Here is a 16,601-nt window from a genome sequence, read left to right on the forward strand (position 1 = left end):
ATGATCATAAATTTAGGAGGAGTAAATATAATGAAGCGTTTGACAAAAAAGTTATTGATTGCCTCAATGACCGTATTAGCTTGCTTGGGTCTGACCGCGTGTAGTGGCAATAAAAGTGCTGACACTAAAGACGGTAAGGTGACGATTCGTTTTTCTTGGTGGGGTAATGATGATCGGCACAAGGATACGCTGAAAGCAATCAAGGCCTTTGAAAAAGCAAATCCAAAAATCAAGGTCAAGGCTGAGTATAGTGGTTGGGATGGCTTTGACCAAAAAATGGCTACGCAAATATCTGGGGGCACTGAAGCGGATGTTATGCAGATCAACTATGATTGGTATCTGAATTTCTCACCAAAAGGCGAAGGTTTTGCTGATTTAAATAAGTATAAAAAAATCATCGATCTTTCCGGATATTCTGACGATATTCTTAAAGCCGGTGAAATCAATGGCAAGTTGAATGGGATTCCTCATGGTGAGAATACACGAGTCATTGCAGTTAATAAAGATATTTTGAATAAATATGGCATTACTGAATATCCAAAAACTTGGACGGGTTGGGAAGAAGTTGCCAAGAAACTGCCTGATGGTTACTACCCTGTAGAATTTTCAACATTCCTAGACATTATTTGTTATATCACCCAAAAGACTGGTAAATCGTTTTTAGATGAAGAAGGCAATATTAATTATAGCCAGAGTGAATTGAAAGATGGGTTTGATTGGTATCAACAAATGGTAGACAGTGGCGTTTCCCCATCCCGAAAATGGGTCATGGATACGGTTGGCCATGATTCCATTGCAACGACTAAGGAATTTTTGAATGGCAAATTAACAGGATTCTTTGATTGGACTGCGGTGCTTAATAGCTTCAGTACCAACTTGAAGCAAACAGGGATGACGTTAGACATTCCACCATTCCCAGAAGTAGAAGGCGCAAAGAGCGATGGCGCTATCAAGAAACCGACAATGCTTTTCTCCATGTCTAAGCATTCAGAGCACCCTAAGGAAGCGGCCAAGTTCTTAAACTTTATCCTAAATGATCCTGAAGGTGTAAAAGCAATGGGAACTTCTCGTGGGTTGCCCGTTAACACAAACGCACAGAAGATCCTCGAAGAAAATGATCAGATCGATGATATTACCAAAAAGGCCATTAGCTACAGCAATGCGACAAAGGGTGTGATGGAAAGCCGCTATATGGAATTGAGTCAAATTGCTACAGCATACAATGATATCACGGATAGTTTTGGTGTTGGTAAAATCAATTCAAAAGAAGCTGCTAAGCAAATCATCACTAAAGTCAACGCAGCGGTAAAACAAGTCAAAAGTAAGGCCAAATGATAAGTGAGAAGTGCGGTTGATTTGTAGAAAAAGAGCACAGCTTGTCAGAAGTTGATAGTCTGAAAAAGAGAATTCGGCTCGCTCACTTTTGTTAAGTGTTGGGAAATGAATTCTCTTTTATTTTGGAGGCGAATATATTGAAGAGTCGAAAACGTTATACAGGATTGTTATACCTCACACCATGGTTGATTGGGACTTTAGTGTTTACGATCTATCCATTCGTCAGTTCCCTTTTTTATAGTTTTACGGATTATGATCTGATCTCCAAGCCTAAATTTATTGGTATCGCTAATTATGTTGAAATGTTTACAAGTGATCCTGATTTTCTAAATTCTTTGAAAGTTACGATTGAATATACAATATTAACAGTACCTATTCAGTTAACTTTTGCATTGTTTTTAGCATTTATTTTGAATTTTAAGTTAAAAGGAATCAACTTCTTTAGAACCGCCTACTATGTGCCTTCGATTTTGGGTGGTAATGTTGCGGTTGCGATTCTCTGGAAGTTTCTGTTCACTAAGGAAGGTTTGGTCAATCAAATGATCACATCGCTTGGCGGTAAGCAAGTGGGCTGGTTGTCTTCACCTTCAAACGCAATGTTTGTTCTAGTGATTTTAGGGGTTTGGCAATTTGGATCTTCAATGGTTATCTTTTTGTCGGCGCTACAACAGATTCCCTTAGATCTGTATGAAGCAGCACAGGTAGATGGCGCCAAGAAATGGACTATTTTCTTTAAAATCACGATTCCATTGATTACGCCGACCATTTTCTTTAATTTGGTGATGCAATTAGTAAATAAGTTACAGGAGTTCAATGGCCCATTTTTGATTACAAATGGAGGGCCAACCAAATCAACTTATTTCACATCACTTATTATTTATGATAATGCGTTTAAAAATTTTAGAATGGGCTATGCCAGTGCGATGTCATGGATCCTCTTTACGATCATTGCGATCTTGGCACTAGTGATCTTTAAGACGTCCGATCGCTGGGTCTATTATTCAGATGGGGGTAATAACTAATGGATGCGGAAACAATTAATAATAAAGTAAGACGTAATCACCTTATAAACGCGACTTGGCGTTATATCTTGCTGATCGTGACAGCAATCATTATGATTTACCCGATTATCTGGCTATTAGGAGCGTCTTTTAAAACAAATGCTGAGATTTTTGGATCAATCGGCTTTTTACCGAAGCATTTTGATTGGAGTTCTTATGTTAAGGGGTGGAAGACCGGAACCGAATATACATTTGCAACTTATTTTTTGAACTCGTTCAAAATCGTAATTCCTAAAGTAATATTTACTGTAGTTAGTTGTTCGCTAACGGCGTATGCATTTACTCGTTTTGAATTTCCTGGAAAGAACTTTTTCTTTGGTATCGTGATTGCGACTTTATTCTTACCAGCTGTAGTTACACGGATTCCACTTTACCTCATGTGGCGTGATTTCCACTTGCTGGATACCTACGTTCCATTGATTTTACCAACCCTTTTTGCGCAAGAATCATTTTTTGTTTTTATGCTCGTCCAGTTTATGCGTGGTATTCCTAGAGAATATGATGAAGCGGCTATTATCGATGGGTGTAACTCATTTCAAATTTTGATCAAAATTCTTTTACCAATGATGAAACCGGCCCTTATTACTGTGGTATTATTTCAGTTTATTTGGTCTATGAATGACTTCCTGCAGCCACTAATCTATTTGTCAAGTGTCTCTAAGTTTCCTGTCGCGATCGCTCTGAAAATGGCGACAGATGCTTCCTCAGGATTTGTGCCATGGAATCAAACGATCGCAATGTCGTTGATTGCGTTGATACCGTCACTCGTTCTCTTTTTCTCCGCTTCAAGGAGTTTTGTTGACGGTATGTCCGCCGGCGGGATCAAGGGGTAATCAGATGTTTGATAAAATGAAACGTCCTTTCGGAACGCAATCGATCAGTAAAATCGTCTATCATTTTTATGGAATAGCACAACTTTGCCTGATCTTCATTATTTTTAGTCTACCTTGGATATTAACAAATATGTTCTTAAAATATACACCCTTGACTGGATTCATTTACGCGATCACTGGCGTTTTATTGTTTCCTAATCTGCAAGCGCTGATTTTGGGAATTGATGGGTTATATGCACAGGATGAACAACAAAAATTAAAACAATATTTTCAACTATTCATCGGCTGTTGGCGTGACCAGACTAAAAAAACCTGGCTTGGTAGTTCTGTGATCGTTCTTGGCCTGATGGTTTATGTAAGCGAATTTTATTTGATCATGCAACACAATGAATTACGGTTTATGATCATTCCCTTTATTATTCTTGGTACTTTTTTTGGCGGGATGATCGTTAATTACTTGTTTATTGACTCCTTTAGGGGTCCTTCGATGAGTTTTCGTAAGCAAGTATATCTTGCCTGTTATTTAAGCTGGCGCAAAGTTATTTTGACGATCCTGATCACGGGTGTGTTAGCGCTCTGGCTTAGCGCAGGCTATTCGACACCAATACTAAATATCTTACTTGGAAATGTGGTTACTTTTTGGTTGTTATATAAATTAAGTTATCGTTCTGTTCGACATGCGCTCAAACTATATTATAAAATTTAAATCAAGGGAGAAAAGATTATGACTGCTTTTACGATCACTGGCTTCGCTGATGAGATCTCACCAAAATTAGCAGAGCAGATCCAAGTTCTAAAAGAGAACAATATCCACAATATTGAAATCAGAGGAATCAATGGCAAAAATGTTAGTGAATTCACACTTGATGAGGCCAAAGCCTACAAGGCAGAATTGACTAGACACGAAATCAACGTATCAAGTATTGCTTCTCCGATTGGTAAAATAAAAATAACTGATGATTTTGAACAGCAAAAACAGCTATTTGAACATGTGTTGCAGCTTGCTGAGATTTTTCAAAGTCCTTTCGTTCGTGTTTTTAGTTTCTATTTGGAAAGTGATGCCGTTGCAGACCGTTATCAAGATGAAGTCTTCAGACGTTGGCAAGCATTTATGACGATCGCTGCGAATTATCCAAGAATCACGCTACTTCATGAGAATGAAAAAGAAATTTTTGGTGATACCCCTGAGCGTTGCGCTTTATTGTTGCAACGAATAAATTCGCCGCAATTAAGGGCGGCTTTCGACCCAGCTAATTTTGTTCAATGTGGTGTTCAAGTATATCCACATGCCTATGAGCTCTTGCGGCCTTATATCGCATATGTCCATATCAAAGATGCCTATTTTAAGAATGGTGAGGTCACACCTGCAGGTCTTGGCGATGGACAGGTTGCGCAAGTATTGGAACAATTGGCGAAAGATAATTATCAAGGCTATTTATCGTTAGAACCACATTTGTCAACCTTTGAAGGCTATGAACGGCTAGAAAGCAAGGCAGTTTCAATTAATCATAAGAAGTCAAATGGCGCGCGTACTTTTACGATTGCTAGCAATGCTTTGAAAGAGCTACTAGTTGAACAGCTGGGTCAAAAGTGGGAGTGAAACATGAAAAAATTACGAATTGCAATTATCGGCGTTGGTAATATTGGCAATCTACATGCTGGCTATTTGGCGACAGGGGAAATTAAGCATGCTGAATTAGTTGCTTTTTGCGATACGAATCCGCAGAAATTAGCTTTAGCAAAAGCAAAATATGGGGAACACTACCACTTCTATGGCAGCGATGAGGACGTTTTGGCTGATCCAGATGTGGATGCGGTTATTATTGCGACCCCACACTATGCGCATCCGACGATCGCGATCCAAGCTTTGAATGCACATAAGCATGTCTTAAGTGAAAAACCAGCCGGTGTTTATACCAAAAAAGTCAATGAAGCTTTGGAAACTGCTAAGGCTCATCCAGATCTTGTTTATGCACTGATGTATAATCAAAGAATGAATCCGGTCTATCAAAAGGCTAAGGAACTAGTCAGTACAGGAATGATCGGTGAGCTCCGAAGAACCAATTGGATCATTACAGATTGGTATCGTTCTCAAAGTTATTATGATTCGGGTAGTTGGCGGGCAACATGGGCCGGTGAGGGTGGCGGTGTATTGCTCAATCAGGATCCCCATCAATTAGATCTTTGGCAGTGGATCTGCGGAATGCCCCAGCGAATCATGGGCTTTGCTTATTTTGGTAAACGGCGTGAGGTTGAAGTTGAGACAGAAGTGACCGCTTATGCGGAATATGCTAATGGTGCCACTGGTGTATTTGTAACGACCACAACCGAAACACCAGGAACTAACCGGTTTGAGATCGTAGGATCAAGAGGAAAAATCGTTATTGAAGATCGCAAACTCAGCTTTTGGCAGAATACAGTCGACGAACGCGATTGGAACAAAAACTTCACAGGTGGTTTTGGCAGTCCAGAGGTATGGAAAATCGATATCCCAGTCGACTTTGATGGTGAGACAGGACACGCAAAAGTAGTTCAGAATTTTGTTGACCATATCTTATTTGATGAAGTGCTGGTCAGTCCAGCAAGTGATGGGGTCTATGGTCTTTCAATCTCAAATGCCATCTATCTATCTGCGTGGGAACATCGTTGGGTCGATTTACCAATCGATGAGGACTTATTCTTGACCCATCTCGAAGCACAGATCGCTCACTCAAAAATAAAAACAAATGATGATCAGCTTTTAGATACGGCGCATACTTATTAGGGTGGAGAGTAGAGTTAGTATGGTTAATTTTGGAATCATTGGTTGTGGGTCGATAGCAAATGTTCATGCAACGGTAATCAACAATATCCCGGATGCCCATTTAGTGGCCTGTTGTGATATTGATGCAGTTAAGGGACGTGAATTTGCTCGACGGTTTGAATGCCAGTTTTATCTTGATGCAGACAGCCTGATCAAACGCTCTGACATCGATGTGATCACGATCGCGACGCCACACTATCTGCATGGACAGATGGCGATTGCTGCCTTGCGTGCGGGTAAACACGTTATTTGCGAAAAGCCAATGGCATTGTCTGTTGAAGAGGCCAAGCAAGTCTTAGCAGTCTCACGACAGGTCAATAGGATCTATGTGGTTTGCTATCAAAATCGTTTTAACCCAACGATGGTCAAATTAAAAGAAATATTGCAGACCAATAAATTTGGGAAATTACAAGGAGTGAAGGGGATCGTTACCTGGCATCGCGATCTCGATTATTATCAAAGGGCACCATGGAAAGGCTATTGGCGAACTGAGGGTGGCGGGGTGCTGATCAATCAGGCCATCCATACTCTAGATGCGATCTGTTGGCTTGTTGGTAGACCTGTTAGCGTCAAGGGGAAAATAATGACCAGCATTTTAGATGGTGTTATTGAAGTTGAAGATTCTGCGATGGCGACATGCCAATTGGCTGATAAAACGCCAGTCCTAATTTTTGCTAGCAATGATTATTCTTCTGATCCCACACCGCTCATTACGCTTGATTATGAAAAGGCAACGATAGAGCTGGGTAGTGATACATTAAAGATAAATGGTGAAGAATTAGTTGTTGATAGTTCTACCGATGTGATAGGAAAAGCCTATTGGGGAAATGGTCACCAACGATTGTTTCAAACTGTTGTTGCCAAAATCAAACATCGCCCTGATATATTGGTTGATTGCCTAGCCAGTGAGAATGCAATCGACTCCTTAATGTTGGTTAAGGGTATTTATCGATCGAGTAAGACTGATTCTTGGCAAACTATTGAAGGATAAGGTGGAAATACAATTGAAAAGAAGCGAATATCCACGCCCACAGCTTGAACGGCACTCATGGCTGAATTTAAATGGCGAATGGGATTTTGATTTTGATGATGATGATCGTGGTCAATTAGATCATTGGGAGAGCGGCACAAATAAGTTTGGTTATAAGATCAATGTTCCTTTTGCTTATCAAACTGAACTCAGTGGGATCTTTAGGCTAGAGCCTCATGATATTGTTTGGTATCAGCGGCATTTTTCAATCAATAAAAATCCTCAACGTGTCTATCAACTACATTTTGGCGCTGTCGATTATCAGGCCGATGTTTTTCTTAATGGTCAGTTGGTCGCACATCACGAAGGCGGGGAGACCTGCTTCTCAGCCAATGTCACATCTGTGCTGAAGGATAAAGATAACCTCCTAGTAGTTCGAGTCGTTGATCCACGGAAAGATGAAACGATTTTACGAGGAAAGCAGAGTTGGGAAAGTGAACCGACTGCGATTTGGTATACTGGAACTACCGGGATCTGGCAAACTGTCTGGCTAGAGGATACTGGCCAAACTTATATTGAGTCGCTTAACTTTACACCAAGATTTGATGCTGGCCAAGTTGCTGTAAATGCTAAGCTTAATCGCTTTCAGAAACAATTGAAATTGAGTTACACGATTTGTTTTAAGGATGAGCTGATCGTTTCAGGAGAGTTCTATCCGACCACTAGTCAAATTGATTTTTCGGTGGATTTGATCCATAATCAAATTTTTCGTACCAATTATCATCGAGCAGGGTATTCTTGGTCACCAGAGGATCCTAACCTGTTTGATGTTGAGGTCAAATTAATTTTTGATGATCAAGAAATAGACCGAGTTTCCAGCTATTTTGGCATGAGAAAGATATCGCAAAAAAATGGGATGATCTATTTAAATAATCGACCTTATTATCAAAAATTGGTTCTTGATCAAGGCTATTGGGAGCAGGGATTATTGACTGCTCCTAGCGATCATGACTTTATCCAAGACATTGAACTTGCTAAGAAGATGGGTTTCAATGGGTGTCGGCTTCATCAAAAAGTTGAAGATCCACGCTTTTTATATTGGGCTGATCGTCTCGGTTTCTTAGTATGGGGTGAGTGTTCTTCCGCACCTATCTACCATGACCTCTCTGTCCAAAGGCTCATGAAAGAGTGGGGGGATATTATTGATCGAGATTATAATCATCCTTGTATTGTTGCTTGGGTACCCTTGAATGAAAGTTGGGGAGTCCCGAATATTCAATTCGATCGACAACAGCAACATTTTTCCCAAGCGCTCTATCATTATATCCATAGTCTGGACACGACCCGACTAGTCGTCTCAAATGATGGTTGGAGTCAAACTGAAACTGATATCTGCACGATCCATAACTATGCGCATGGTCGCGTCGATGAGCCGGAGCAGCAAAGGGCATATGAGCAACAATTGCATGATCGTGAACACCTCCTAGCATCTTCACCAGCGGGCAAACAGGTTTATGCAGATGATTTTCACTGGAATGGGGTGCCGATCATGTTGACTGAGTTTGGAGGAATCAGTTATCAAACAAATAAAGATAAGGATTGGGGCTATACTGAAGTTGCAGATGATCAGCAGTATTTGCAGGAGTACGAGCGATTGATCCGCTCTATTTATCAATCGAAGGCTATTTGGGGATTTTGCTATACTCAGTTGTTTGATGTAGAACAAGAAACTAACGGCTTGCTTCGATATAACCGACTTCCAAAAGTCCCGGTGGAGAAAATCAAAGCAATCAATAGTCTTTATCATGACGCCTATATTGAAAATAGCATAGATAAATAGGCAGTCATAGTGGTAAATTGACAAACCTGTATTGATTGAAAAAGCCGTGGGATCAGTAAGATATGATTCTAAACGGCTTTTTTAATTAAAAGTTTCAAAGTTAAAAATCTGTTACTAACAGCTATAATTATTTTAAAATACACTCAAGATCAGTTGACACGAGTTTGCTCGTCTGCAAGGGGATTGAATTAGATGGTTATAATATGATTTCGGCCATTATGAAGAAGTCAGACTTTAAACAATAAAATGAGCGTTTTATACTTTAAAAGATGGGGCAAAACAAATGAGGCTACGACATTTTAAAATGATGGATACGCTTAGAGGGCTGTCTTTCCAGAATAAATTGCGAGTATTGCTTTATTCCTTGATCGTTATCATTTCAATTCTTTTAGTAGGTGTGTGTGGTGTGTTCATCTCGATGGTTGCTGAAGAAACATATACAAGTAACCGTAACCAACTATCAATACTGTCAAGTGATTTAAAAAACAGCTTTTCCCAAATTGATCAATTGATCACTGACTTTCATCAAAATACTCATATCCAGCAGCAAATAGAATCAATCAATGAATTGGGAATAGACTCGATGGAAAGAGATAAAACCCTCATAAATGTTGATCGAGAACTTGGCTGGTTGATTGCAAATTCTCGTGTTAACTCGTGGATCCTATTTGACAAAAACCAACAAGTTATTCTGGGTAATCGAAATGAGTTGGATCATTATATTGATGGCTATCAGACCGCTGATTATTTAAAGAGTGTTAAAAAAGATATGCAGCGAGGTGTTTGGTTTTTTGATAAGACTGGAAGCAAGGCCGTTTATATCCATAATGTTTTTGATACCCGAAAAATGATCATGCGACAACTTGGGACAGTTATTTTTACGGTTGATTTGGCGTTTATTCGTGATTATATGAGTGATACTGGGATTTTTTCAAATCAGGATTTTGTTGTTTTGACACACGCCCAACAAAGTTATGCAACGACACCATCAAAATTGCCCTCAGCCATGCGGTTTTTAGAAGATCATCAAAAACAAAGTTATCAATTCGCGACGATCGGTTCAGAAAAGTATTATGTAATGTCAGATCCGATCACCATTGATAATACGACCTTTCGTGCTAGTTATTTTATTTTAAATCGTCAAATCATGGAAAAAATTATTGCGGTCACGGTCATTCTCTTCATCGTTATTTTATTTGTGATCCTATTATGCGTTCATGGAGCAAACTATTTTTTAAAACGTTTGATTACACCAATCAATATCCTGGCCGACAATATGCGTCAATTTAGTGATTCGAAAGATTTAACGTTACTACACAATAAAACGACCCAAGTTGATGGGATACATGCCCATGATGAAATCGGTATTTTGTATACTAGTTTTCAGAAATTATTAGATGAGATCGATCGTCTTGTTATTAAGGATTATCAATCACAGTTGCTAACTCAGACCATGGAAACTAAGTATCTGATGGCACAGATCGATCCACATTTTCTTTACAATACACTTAATTCGATCAACTGGATCGCATTGAATCACAATGATTTTGAGGCTTCTGAAATGGTGACCTCACTAGCATTATTATTGCGTGATAAAACGAATCCCCAAAAGCAGTATGACAGTTTATCTGATGCGTTAAGTATCGTCCAGGCCTATATCAAGATCCAAAGTGTTCGTTTCGGTGATCGATTGCGATTCAGATTGGTCGTTCCAGATGAAGTTACACTAGATGAGATAAAGTTACCTAAGTTGATTATTCAACCGATCGTCGAAAATGCGGTGAAATACGGCGTAGAAAGAACGAATCGTCAAGTGTTGATCGAAGTATTGATCACCATTACTGAAGGAAAGCTTCAGATCGTTATTTTTAATGATGGTGATGGGTTTGATCCGCAAAGTGTTCGTTCTGAATCGACTGGTGTCGGGATCCATAATATCACTTCAAGATTAAAACTTTTGTACGGAGACGAGGGTACGATCAACATTCAATCGGCCCCAACAGACACCACTACAGTAACGATTCGGCTGCCTTTAGAGAAAATGGAGGAATAGAGATGGGTTTACCTAAAGCGATTATCATTGATGACGAGCGCCTGAACGCTGATGGCATTAAGAAGCTGATCGAGTATGGCAAAATGCCGATCGAGATTTGTGCAGTTTTCTATTCAAGTAGCCAAGCTCTTGCGTACCTAGTCTTAAATAAAGTCGATATTATCTTAACCGATATCAAAATGCCACAGATCAGTGGCTTGGAATTGGTTAGTCAGATCAGACAGGAAAATAATGATGCCGAGATCATCATTTTTACTGGTTATGGAAGTCTGGCATACGCTCAAGAGGCGATGCAATATGGAATCAAATATTTTTTAGAAAAGCCGGTTTTGCCTGATAAATTATATACCAGTATTCAGAATTCAATTAAGGACTGGCGTCATCATCGCCAAGAGAAACGTTTGAACAATAAGCAATTGATTGAAAATATCTTGGCTGGTGATCAAGATTTTCAAGTAGAGGAACTTGAAATGGCTTCTGTAACATTTAGGGAAGAGTATTTCGATCAGCTTCGTGAGTTAATGGAAACCTTTTTTGACCAGCAAGAGCCACTCTATAATCGTATTAATAATTCCGGCTGCATGATCTACTACACATTTTCGGCCTCACAATTTCAGCTGTTGATTGAATCAATTAAGAAAGTGGATATACCGCCGATCGTTATTGCAATTGAATCGAGTTTTATGATGAAGGACCTTTTAGAGAAAACACGGATTAGTCAGCAGGTTATTGAAATGGATTATTATTTAGGCGACAGGTATCAGATTTTTATTGATCGCATCCCGTTTTCTGCCCAGGAGCAAGATAAGATTCTGACATCATGGCTCAACCAATTAAAAAGTATCTTAATGTCGGGTGAGCTTGACTCAGTTCTTGCTAACTTTGATGAACTCGCGAGTAAGTGTTGCCAAACGCTGATTGCGCCGGCACGATTCAAATATTTGTTTATGCAGATGGTCCAAGAAGTTATGAGAAGTACTGGTGTGAGTGCAAACATCAGTCAACATTTTGAGAAGGACCATTTATTATCAAGCCATCTGGATGACACCCGTTCGAGACTAGAAGAAATCATCGAAATATTAAGAGAAAACCAAAAACTAAAAGAACCCTTAGACAAAGTGGTTAAAAAGGTAAACGAACTGATTGATCAGCAATATGGGAGTAGTGATCTATCGCTAAAATGGATTGCTAATAATGTACTGTTCTTAAACCAAGATTACGTTGGAAAACGTTATTTGGCTGTTACAGGGAGGAAATTCTCAGTTGCATTAACAGAGAAACGAATGAAAGAATCGATTCGGTTGTTACAACAAGGGTATAAGGTTTATGAAGTTGCCGATGCAGTTGGGTTTGGTAATAATCCAGATTACTTTGGCCAACAATTTAAAAAATATTATCGTGTCACTCCGCATCAATATCTAAAGCAAAGAAATAATTAGCGGTTTTTGTATTTTGTTGATCAGGATAGAATGATTTGCGAGACTAGCGGTGACGCGATTTATTGGGTATATTATTGGCCCGGGAATAATAAAAAGCAGCAACACGAGCAAAATACACGTGTTACTGCTTTTTGTGATGTAACTGAATAATAGATCTGGTCGATTAATCTAAATCTTTTTTACCAGTATAGAGTTCGTAGTAGTAACCCTGCAAGGCCATCAGCTCATCGTGATTGCCGTGCTCGATGATCCGCCCATGATCAAGCACCAAGATCAGATCAGAGTTGGCGATCGTCGACAACCGGTGGGCGATCACAAAGGTCGTCCGCCCGGCCATCAAGTTATCCATCCCCGCCTGAACCTGCCGCTCCGTCCGCGTATCGATACTGGAAGTCGCTTCATCCAAAATCATCAGCGGCGTGTCCGCCACGCTGGCCCGGGCGATCGACAATAATTGCCGTTGCCCTTGCGACAGATCCGAACCATCACCGTCGATCGGGGTATCGTAGCCCCGCGGCAGATCGTCGATGAACTCATCGGCTTGGGCCAACTCACCGGCAGCCTCAACTTCGCTATCAGTGGCGTTCAATCGCCCGAAGCGGATATTTTCACGGATCGAAGTGCTGAACAGGTTGGTGGCCTGTAGGACGATCGCCATCGAGTGCCGTAGATCGGCTTTCTTGATTTGCTTGATGTCGATGCCATCATAGGTGATCGTGCCGGAATCGATTTCGTAGAAGCGGTTCAACATACTACTGAAGGTGGTTTTCCCGGCGCCAGTTTCGCCGACTAAAGCGACCTTCTCGCCAGGCTCCACGGTCACATTGATGTCGTGGAGGACAGTTTTGCCAGGAAGGTAACCGAAATTAACATGGTCAAAAACGATCCGCCCCAGCACCGGCACTTGCTTGATCGTGCCATCTGCGTTGGGAACTTCCCAGAACCAGCGGCGCGAACCGGCGGCGGTGTCGGTCATGTCTTGTTTCAAGGTGACTTGGCCATCATCGACTTCCACCGGACTGTCTTCCAATTGGAAAATCCGCTCCGCCCCAGCCAACGCCAGGACGATGGAATTCAATTGTTGGGAGATCTGGGAAATCGGTTGGCTGAAGGACTTGCTTAACTGCAAAAAGGCCGCAATCGCGCCTAGAGTCAACGGCGCCCAATGATTGATGGCGATCATCCCGCCGAAAATCGCGATCAAGACGTACAAGGCGTTTCCAATGTTGCCCATGATCGGGAACAACATGACCGCAAAGGAGTTGGCCCGAGCCGCGTCGACGCGATATTGGTCGTTATAAACGTCAAATTCTTCTTTGATCTGCGGTTCGTGGGAGAAAACTTTAACGACTTTCAGACCGTTGAGCACTTCTTCCACATAGCCGTTCACGATGCCTAAGTGTTTCTGCTGTTGCTTGAAATAATAACCAGAACGACTGGTCAAATAGCGGACCACGCCAATACTCAAGCCGAAAATCGCCAAAGTGATCAGGGTCAACAACGGGCTGAGTGCCAACATTCCGAACAGCACGAAAATCAAGTTGAAGGCTGAGTTAACAAATTGGGGGATACTCTGGGAAATCATTTGCATCAAGGTATCCACATCGTTGGTGTAGCGGCTCATGATATCGCCGTAATCGTTTTGGTCGAAGTAAATGATCGGCAAGGACTGCATATGAGCGAACATGTCGTCGCGGATCTTCTTTTGTAACCGCTGGCCCAGAACCGCCATGGTTTGTGTGGTAATGAAGGTGGCGATCACGCCTAACAGGTAAATCGCGCCCATGACCAGGATCGCGTGGAACAGCGGGGTGAAATTAGGGTAGGCTTGTTGCGTCAACGGGACGATATAATCATCGATCAGCCGTTGTAAGAAAAGCGAGCCGTAAACCGTCGCCGCCGCGGAGACAATAATGGCGACCATGGCGATGATGAAAGGTGCCGGGTAAGTTTGGACAATATATTTCAACAGCCGCTTCAAGGTATCTTTACGAAACGGTTCTTTTTGCTGTTTAACTTTAGCCATTGGCTTCATCACCTGCTTTCTTTTCTTGATATTGGTAGATGTCACGGTACAAGGCGTTGCTCTTGACCAGCTCGTCATGGGTACCGACGGCTTGGATCTGGCCGCGGTCCATGACGATGATCTGATCGGCATCTTTGATCGAGACGATCCGTTGGGAAATAATGATTTTGGTGGTGTCTGGTAGATCTGCAGCTAGACCTTCGCGGATCATCCGCTCGGTGGTGGTGTCCACGGCAGAGGTCGAGTCATCGAGGATCAAGATCTTCGGCTTCTTCAACAGCGCCCGGGCAATGGTCAAACGTTGTAACTGACCACCGGAAACGTTGCTCCCACCTTGTTCGATGTGGGTCTGGTAACCATCGGGGAATTCATTGATGAAGCCATCCGCTTGAGCGATTTTAGCCGCGGCGATCAATTCCTCATCGCTAGCGTCCTCATTGCCCCAGCGTAAATTCTCGGCGATCGTGCCGGAGAACAGCACGTTGTTTTGTAACACCATCGCCACATTATCCCGCAGTGTGCGCAGGTCGTAGTGGCGCACGTTATGCCCGCCGATCCGCAAACGCCCGTGGGACACATCGTAAAGCCGGGGGATCAGCTGAACCAGGCTACTTTTACCAGCGCCGGTTTCACCGATGATCCCGATGACTTCACCGGACTTGATCTGCAAATTGATGTCCTGCAAGATCTCCCGAGGTGAATCGTTGAAAGTGAAATTAACATGTTGGAACTCAATCGCCCCATTGGCCACCGTCTTGATTGGATCCTTAGGGTCGTTGATCGTCGGCCGATCTTGCAACACCGCCGTGATCCGCTCGCCACTGGCTTGGGCGATGGATAGTTGGGTGAAGACCATGGCCAACATATTTAAGCTGAACAAAATTGAATTAGAATAAGCGTACATACTGACCAGTTCGCCGGTTTGTAAGGAACCGCCAACGATCAATTTCGCGCCGAACCAAGATAAGAGCAGTAAAGACAAGTTCAAGATCAGCATCATCGCCGGGCCGTTCAACGACATGATCCGTTGCGCCTTGGTGAAAACATCGGCGATGCCTTTCGACGCTTGTTTGAATTTATCGTTTTCTTCGTCAGCGCGCACATAAGTCTTGACCACCTGCACGCCGCGAATATTTTCCCGAACGACCCGGTTCAAGGTGTCATAACGCCGGAAGACGATCCGGAACAAGGGCCGCGCTGAGTGCAAAATCAGCACTAGGAAAATCGCCAGGATCGGGATCATCACCACGAAAACTAGCGCCAATTGACTGTTGACGCGGAAAGCCATCATAATGGAGAATAGGAACAACAGCGGCGCACGCACCGTCATCCGGATCATCATCTGATAACCCATTTGGACGTTGGAAATATCGGTGGTCAGCCGCGTCACTAAACTGGATCCGGAGAAATGATCGATATTGGCGAACGAGAAATCCTGAATATGATAGAACAGATCGTGGCGCAGATTGGTCGCGTAACCAGCGGCCGCGTGCGGCGCGACCCAACTAGCCGCCGCCCCACAGATCAGCGAGAAAATCGCCATGGCCAACAAGATCAGACCATATTTGGTAATGTAACTCATGTCACTTTTTTGGATCCCATCATCAATGATATTACCCATTAAAAAGGGAATGAATGTTTCTACGGCAACTTCCACCGCCACCAGGATCGGCGACAGAATCGTCAAACCTTTGTACTGGCGGATCGAGCGGGAGAGTGTTTTCAGCAAGATATCAACCTCCTATGTAATACTGAAATAAAAAAATACCGATACTACCCATCATACGCTAAAATTCCTAAGAATGCCTATGTTTTGCTTACAAAAAGTACCAAGCACTGATAGATTGGCCGCGGCTTGCGCTGCGCGTGGCGTTGGTGGATGGCAGATGTGGTGGGCTCCAGGTCGGGCTGGGGGTGGTGGAACGCTGCGGGCACGATTTTGAGCGTTTCGGAAGTACGCCGAAAATCTCAAAACTCGGCCTTATTCTAGGCGGCAAAGCCGCCAAGAATAATATCGCGGCTGACTCACCCCCAGCCCGACCTTCCGCCTGACGGATAAACTGCCCACCAACGCCAGAGTGTGAGCCGGCCTGGGTAGCTTCTGAGCATTAGCCTAGTAACTATTTTGGAGGCTGGTCTTTGCCTCCGGAATAGTTGCGTAGCTAAGCACAGAAGTCAGTTGTGCGGACACGACAAACGTCTTGAGGCGGTTGCATCACTACCCAAACCCAGCACATCTGC

At 42.5% G+C, this 16,601-nt stretch carries 12 protein-coding genes; 10 read left to right on the plus strand and 2 right to left on the minus strand.

Annotation, left to right across the window (positions count from 1 at the left end):
- The 10 genes from OCU21_RS06980 to OCU21_RS07025 all read left to right on the plus strand — a co-directional run bounded on the left by OCU21_RS06980 (nt 1) and on the right by OCU21_RS07025 (nt 12,334).
- Nucleotides 1-1,335, plus strand: coding sequence for an ABC transporter substrate-binding protein (locus OCU21_RS06980; RefSeq protein WP_261806720.1), 1,335 nt, complete (start codon nt 1-3; stop codon nt 1,333-1,335).
- A 137-nt stretch (nt 1,336-1,472) separates the two neighbouring features.
- Nucleotides 1,473-2,357 carry a carbohydrate ABC transporter permease gene (locus OCU21_RS06985; protein WP_261806721.1) on the plus strand — a complete coding sequence of 295 codons (885 nt, stop codon included), beginning with the start codon at nt 1,473-1,475 and terminating at the stop codon, nt 2,355-2,357.
- Nucleotides 2,357-3,229: a carbohydrate ABC transporter permease gene (locus tag OCU21_RS06990; protein ID WP_261806722.1), complete on the plus strand. Its 873-nt coding sequence runs from the start codon at nt 2,357-2,359 to the stop codon at nt 3,227-3,229. The genes OCU21_RS06985 and OCU21_RS06990 overlap by 1 nt, the downstream gene beginning before the upstream one ends.
- Before the next feature lie 4 nt (nt 3,230-3,233).
- Nucleotides 3,234-3,935, plus strand: coding sequence for a hypothetical protein (locus OCU21_RS06995; protein ID WP_261806723.1), 702 nt, complete (start codon nt 3,234-3,236; stop codon nt 3,933-3,935).
- Between the two features lie 18 nt (nt 3,936-3,953).
- Complete coding sequence (locus OCU21_RS07000) at nt 3,954-4,829, plus strand: sugar phosphate isomerase/epimerase family protein (RefSeq protein ID WP_261806724.1); 876 nt, start codon at nt 3,954-3,956, stop codon at nt 4,827-4,829.
- 3 nt (nt 4,830-4,832) lie between these two features.
- Complete coding sequence (locus OCU21_RS07005; protein WP_261806725.1) at nt 4,833-5,993, plus strand: Gfo/Idh/MocA family protein; 1,161 nt, start codon at nt 4,833-4,835, stop codon at nt 5,991-5,993.
- A gap of 19 nt (nt 5,994-6,012) precedes the next feature.
- The gene (locus OCU21_RS07010; protein WP_261806726.1) at nt 6,013-7,023 is read left to right on the plus strand and encodes a Gfo/Idh/MocA family protein; all 1,011 of its coding nucleotides are present in this window, start codon (nt 6,013-6,015) and stop codon (nt 7,021-7,023) included.
- 13 nt (nt 7,024-7,036) lie between these two features.
- Complete coding sequence (locus tag OCU21_RS07015; RefSeq protein ID WP_261806727.1) at nt 7,037-8,842, plus strand: glycoside hydrolase family 2 protein; 1,806 nt, start codon at nt 7,037-7,039, stop codon at nt 8,840-8,842.
- Nucleotides 8,843-9,425: 583 nt separating this feature from the next.
- Nucleotides 9,426-10,895 carry a sensor histidine kinase gene (locus tag OCU21_RS07020; protein WP_261806728.1) on the plus strand — a complete coding sequence of 490 codons (1,470 nt, stop codon included), beginning with the start codon at nt 9,426-9,428 and terminating at the stop codon, nt 10,893-10,895.
- A 2-nt stretch (nt 10,896-10,897) separates the two neighbouring features.
- Nucleotides 10,898-12,334 (plus strand): response regulator transcription factor, encoded by a 1,437-nt coding sequence (locus OCU21_RS07025; RefSeq protein ID WP_261806729.1) that lies wholly within the window; start codon nt 10,898-10,900, stop codon nt 12,332-12,334.
- Nucleotides 12,335-12,497: 163 nt separating this feature from the next.
- Here the strand turns inward: OCU21_RS07025 and OCU21_RS07030 are convergent, their stop codons facing one another.
- On the minus strand, nt 12,498-14,360 hold the full coding sequence (locus OCU21_RS07030; protein WP_261806730.1) for an ABC transporter ATP-binding protein: 1,863 nt from the start codon (nt 14,358-14,360) through the stop codon (nt 12,498-12,500).
- Nucleotides 14,353-16,089: an ABC transporter ATP-binding protein gene (locus OCU21_RS07035; RefSeq protein ID WP_261806731.1), complete on the minus strand. Its 1,737-nt coding sequence runs from the start codon at nt 16,087-16,089 to the stop codon at nt 14,353-14,355. Before OCU21_RS07035 ends, OCU21_RS07030 begins: the two co-directional genes overlap by 8 nt.
- Between the last annotated feature and the right edge of the window lie 512 nt (nt 16,090-16,601).

The sequence above is a fragment of the Lapidilactobacillus luobeiensis genome (assembly GCF_024345205.1).
GTDB lineage: Bacteria > Bacillota > Bacilli > Lactobacillales > Lactobacillaceae > Lapidilactobacillus > Lapidilactobacillus luobeiensis.

What these genes read in the sequence shown, in the direction of transcription:
- OCU21_RS06980 (WP_261806720.1), top strand. Translation starts at nt 1, where the DNA reads ATGATCATAAATTTAGGAGGAGTAAATATAATGAAGCGTTTGACAAAA.
- OCU21_RS06990 (WP_261806722.1), top strand. Translation starts at nt 2,357, where the DNA reads ATGGATGCGGAAACAATTAATAATAAAGTAAGACGTAATCACCTTATA.
- OCU21_RS06995 (WP_261806723.1), top strand. Translation starts at nt 3,234, where the DNA reads ATGTTTGATAAAATGAAACGTCCTTTCGGAACGCAATCGATCAGTAAA.
- OCU21_RS07000 (WP_261806724.1), top strand. Translation starts at nt 3,954, where the DNA reads ATGACTGCTTTTACGATCACTGGCTTCGCTGATGAGATCTCACCAAAA.
- OCU21_RS07005 (WP_261806725.1), top strand. Translation starts at nt 4,833, where the DNA reads ATGAAAAAATTACGAATTGCAATTATCGGCGTTGGTAATATTGGCAAT.
- OCU21_RS07010 (WP_261806726.1), top strand. Translation starts at nt 6,013, where the DNA reads ATGGTTAATTTTGGAATCATTGGTTGTGGGTCGATAGCAAATGTTCAT.
- OCU21_RS07020 (WP_261806728.1), top strand. Translation starts at nt 9,426, where the DNA reads ATGGAAAGAGATAAAACCCTCATAAATGTTGATCGAGAACTTGGCTGG.
- OCU21_RS07025 (WP_261806729.1), top strand. Translation starts at nt 10,898, where the DNA reads ATGGGTTTACCTAAAGCGATTATCATTGATGACGAGCGCCTGAACGCT.
- OCU21_RS07030 (WP_261806730.1), bottom strand. Translation starts at nt 14,360, where the DNA reads ATGGCTAAAGTTAAACAGCAAAAAGAACCGTTTCGTAAAGATACCTTG.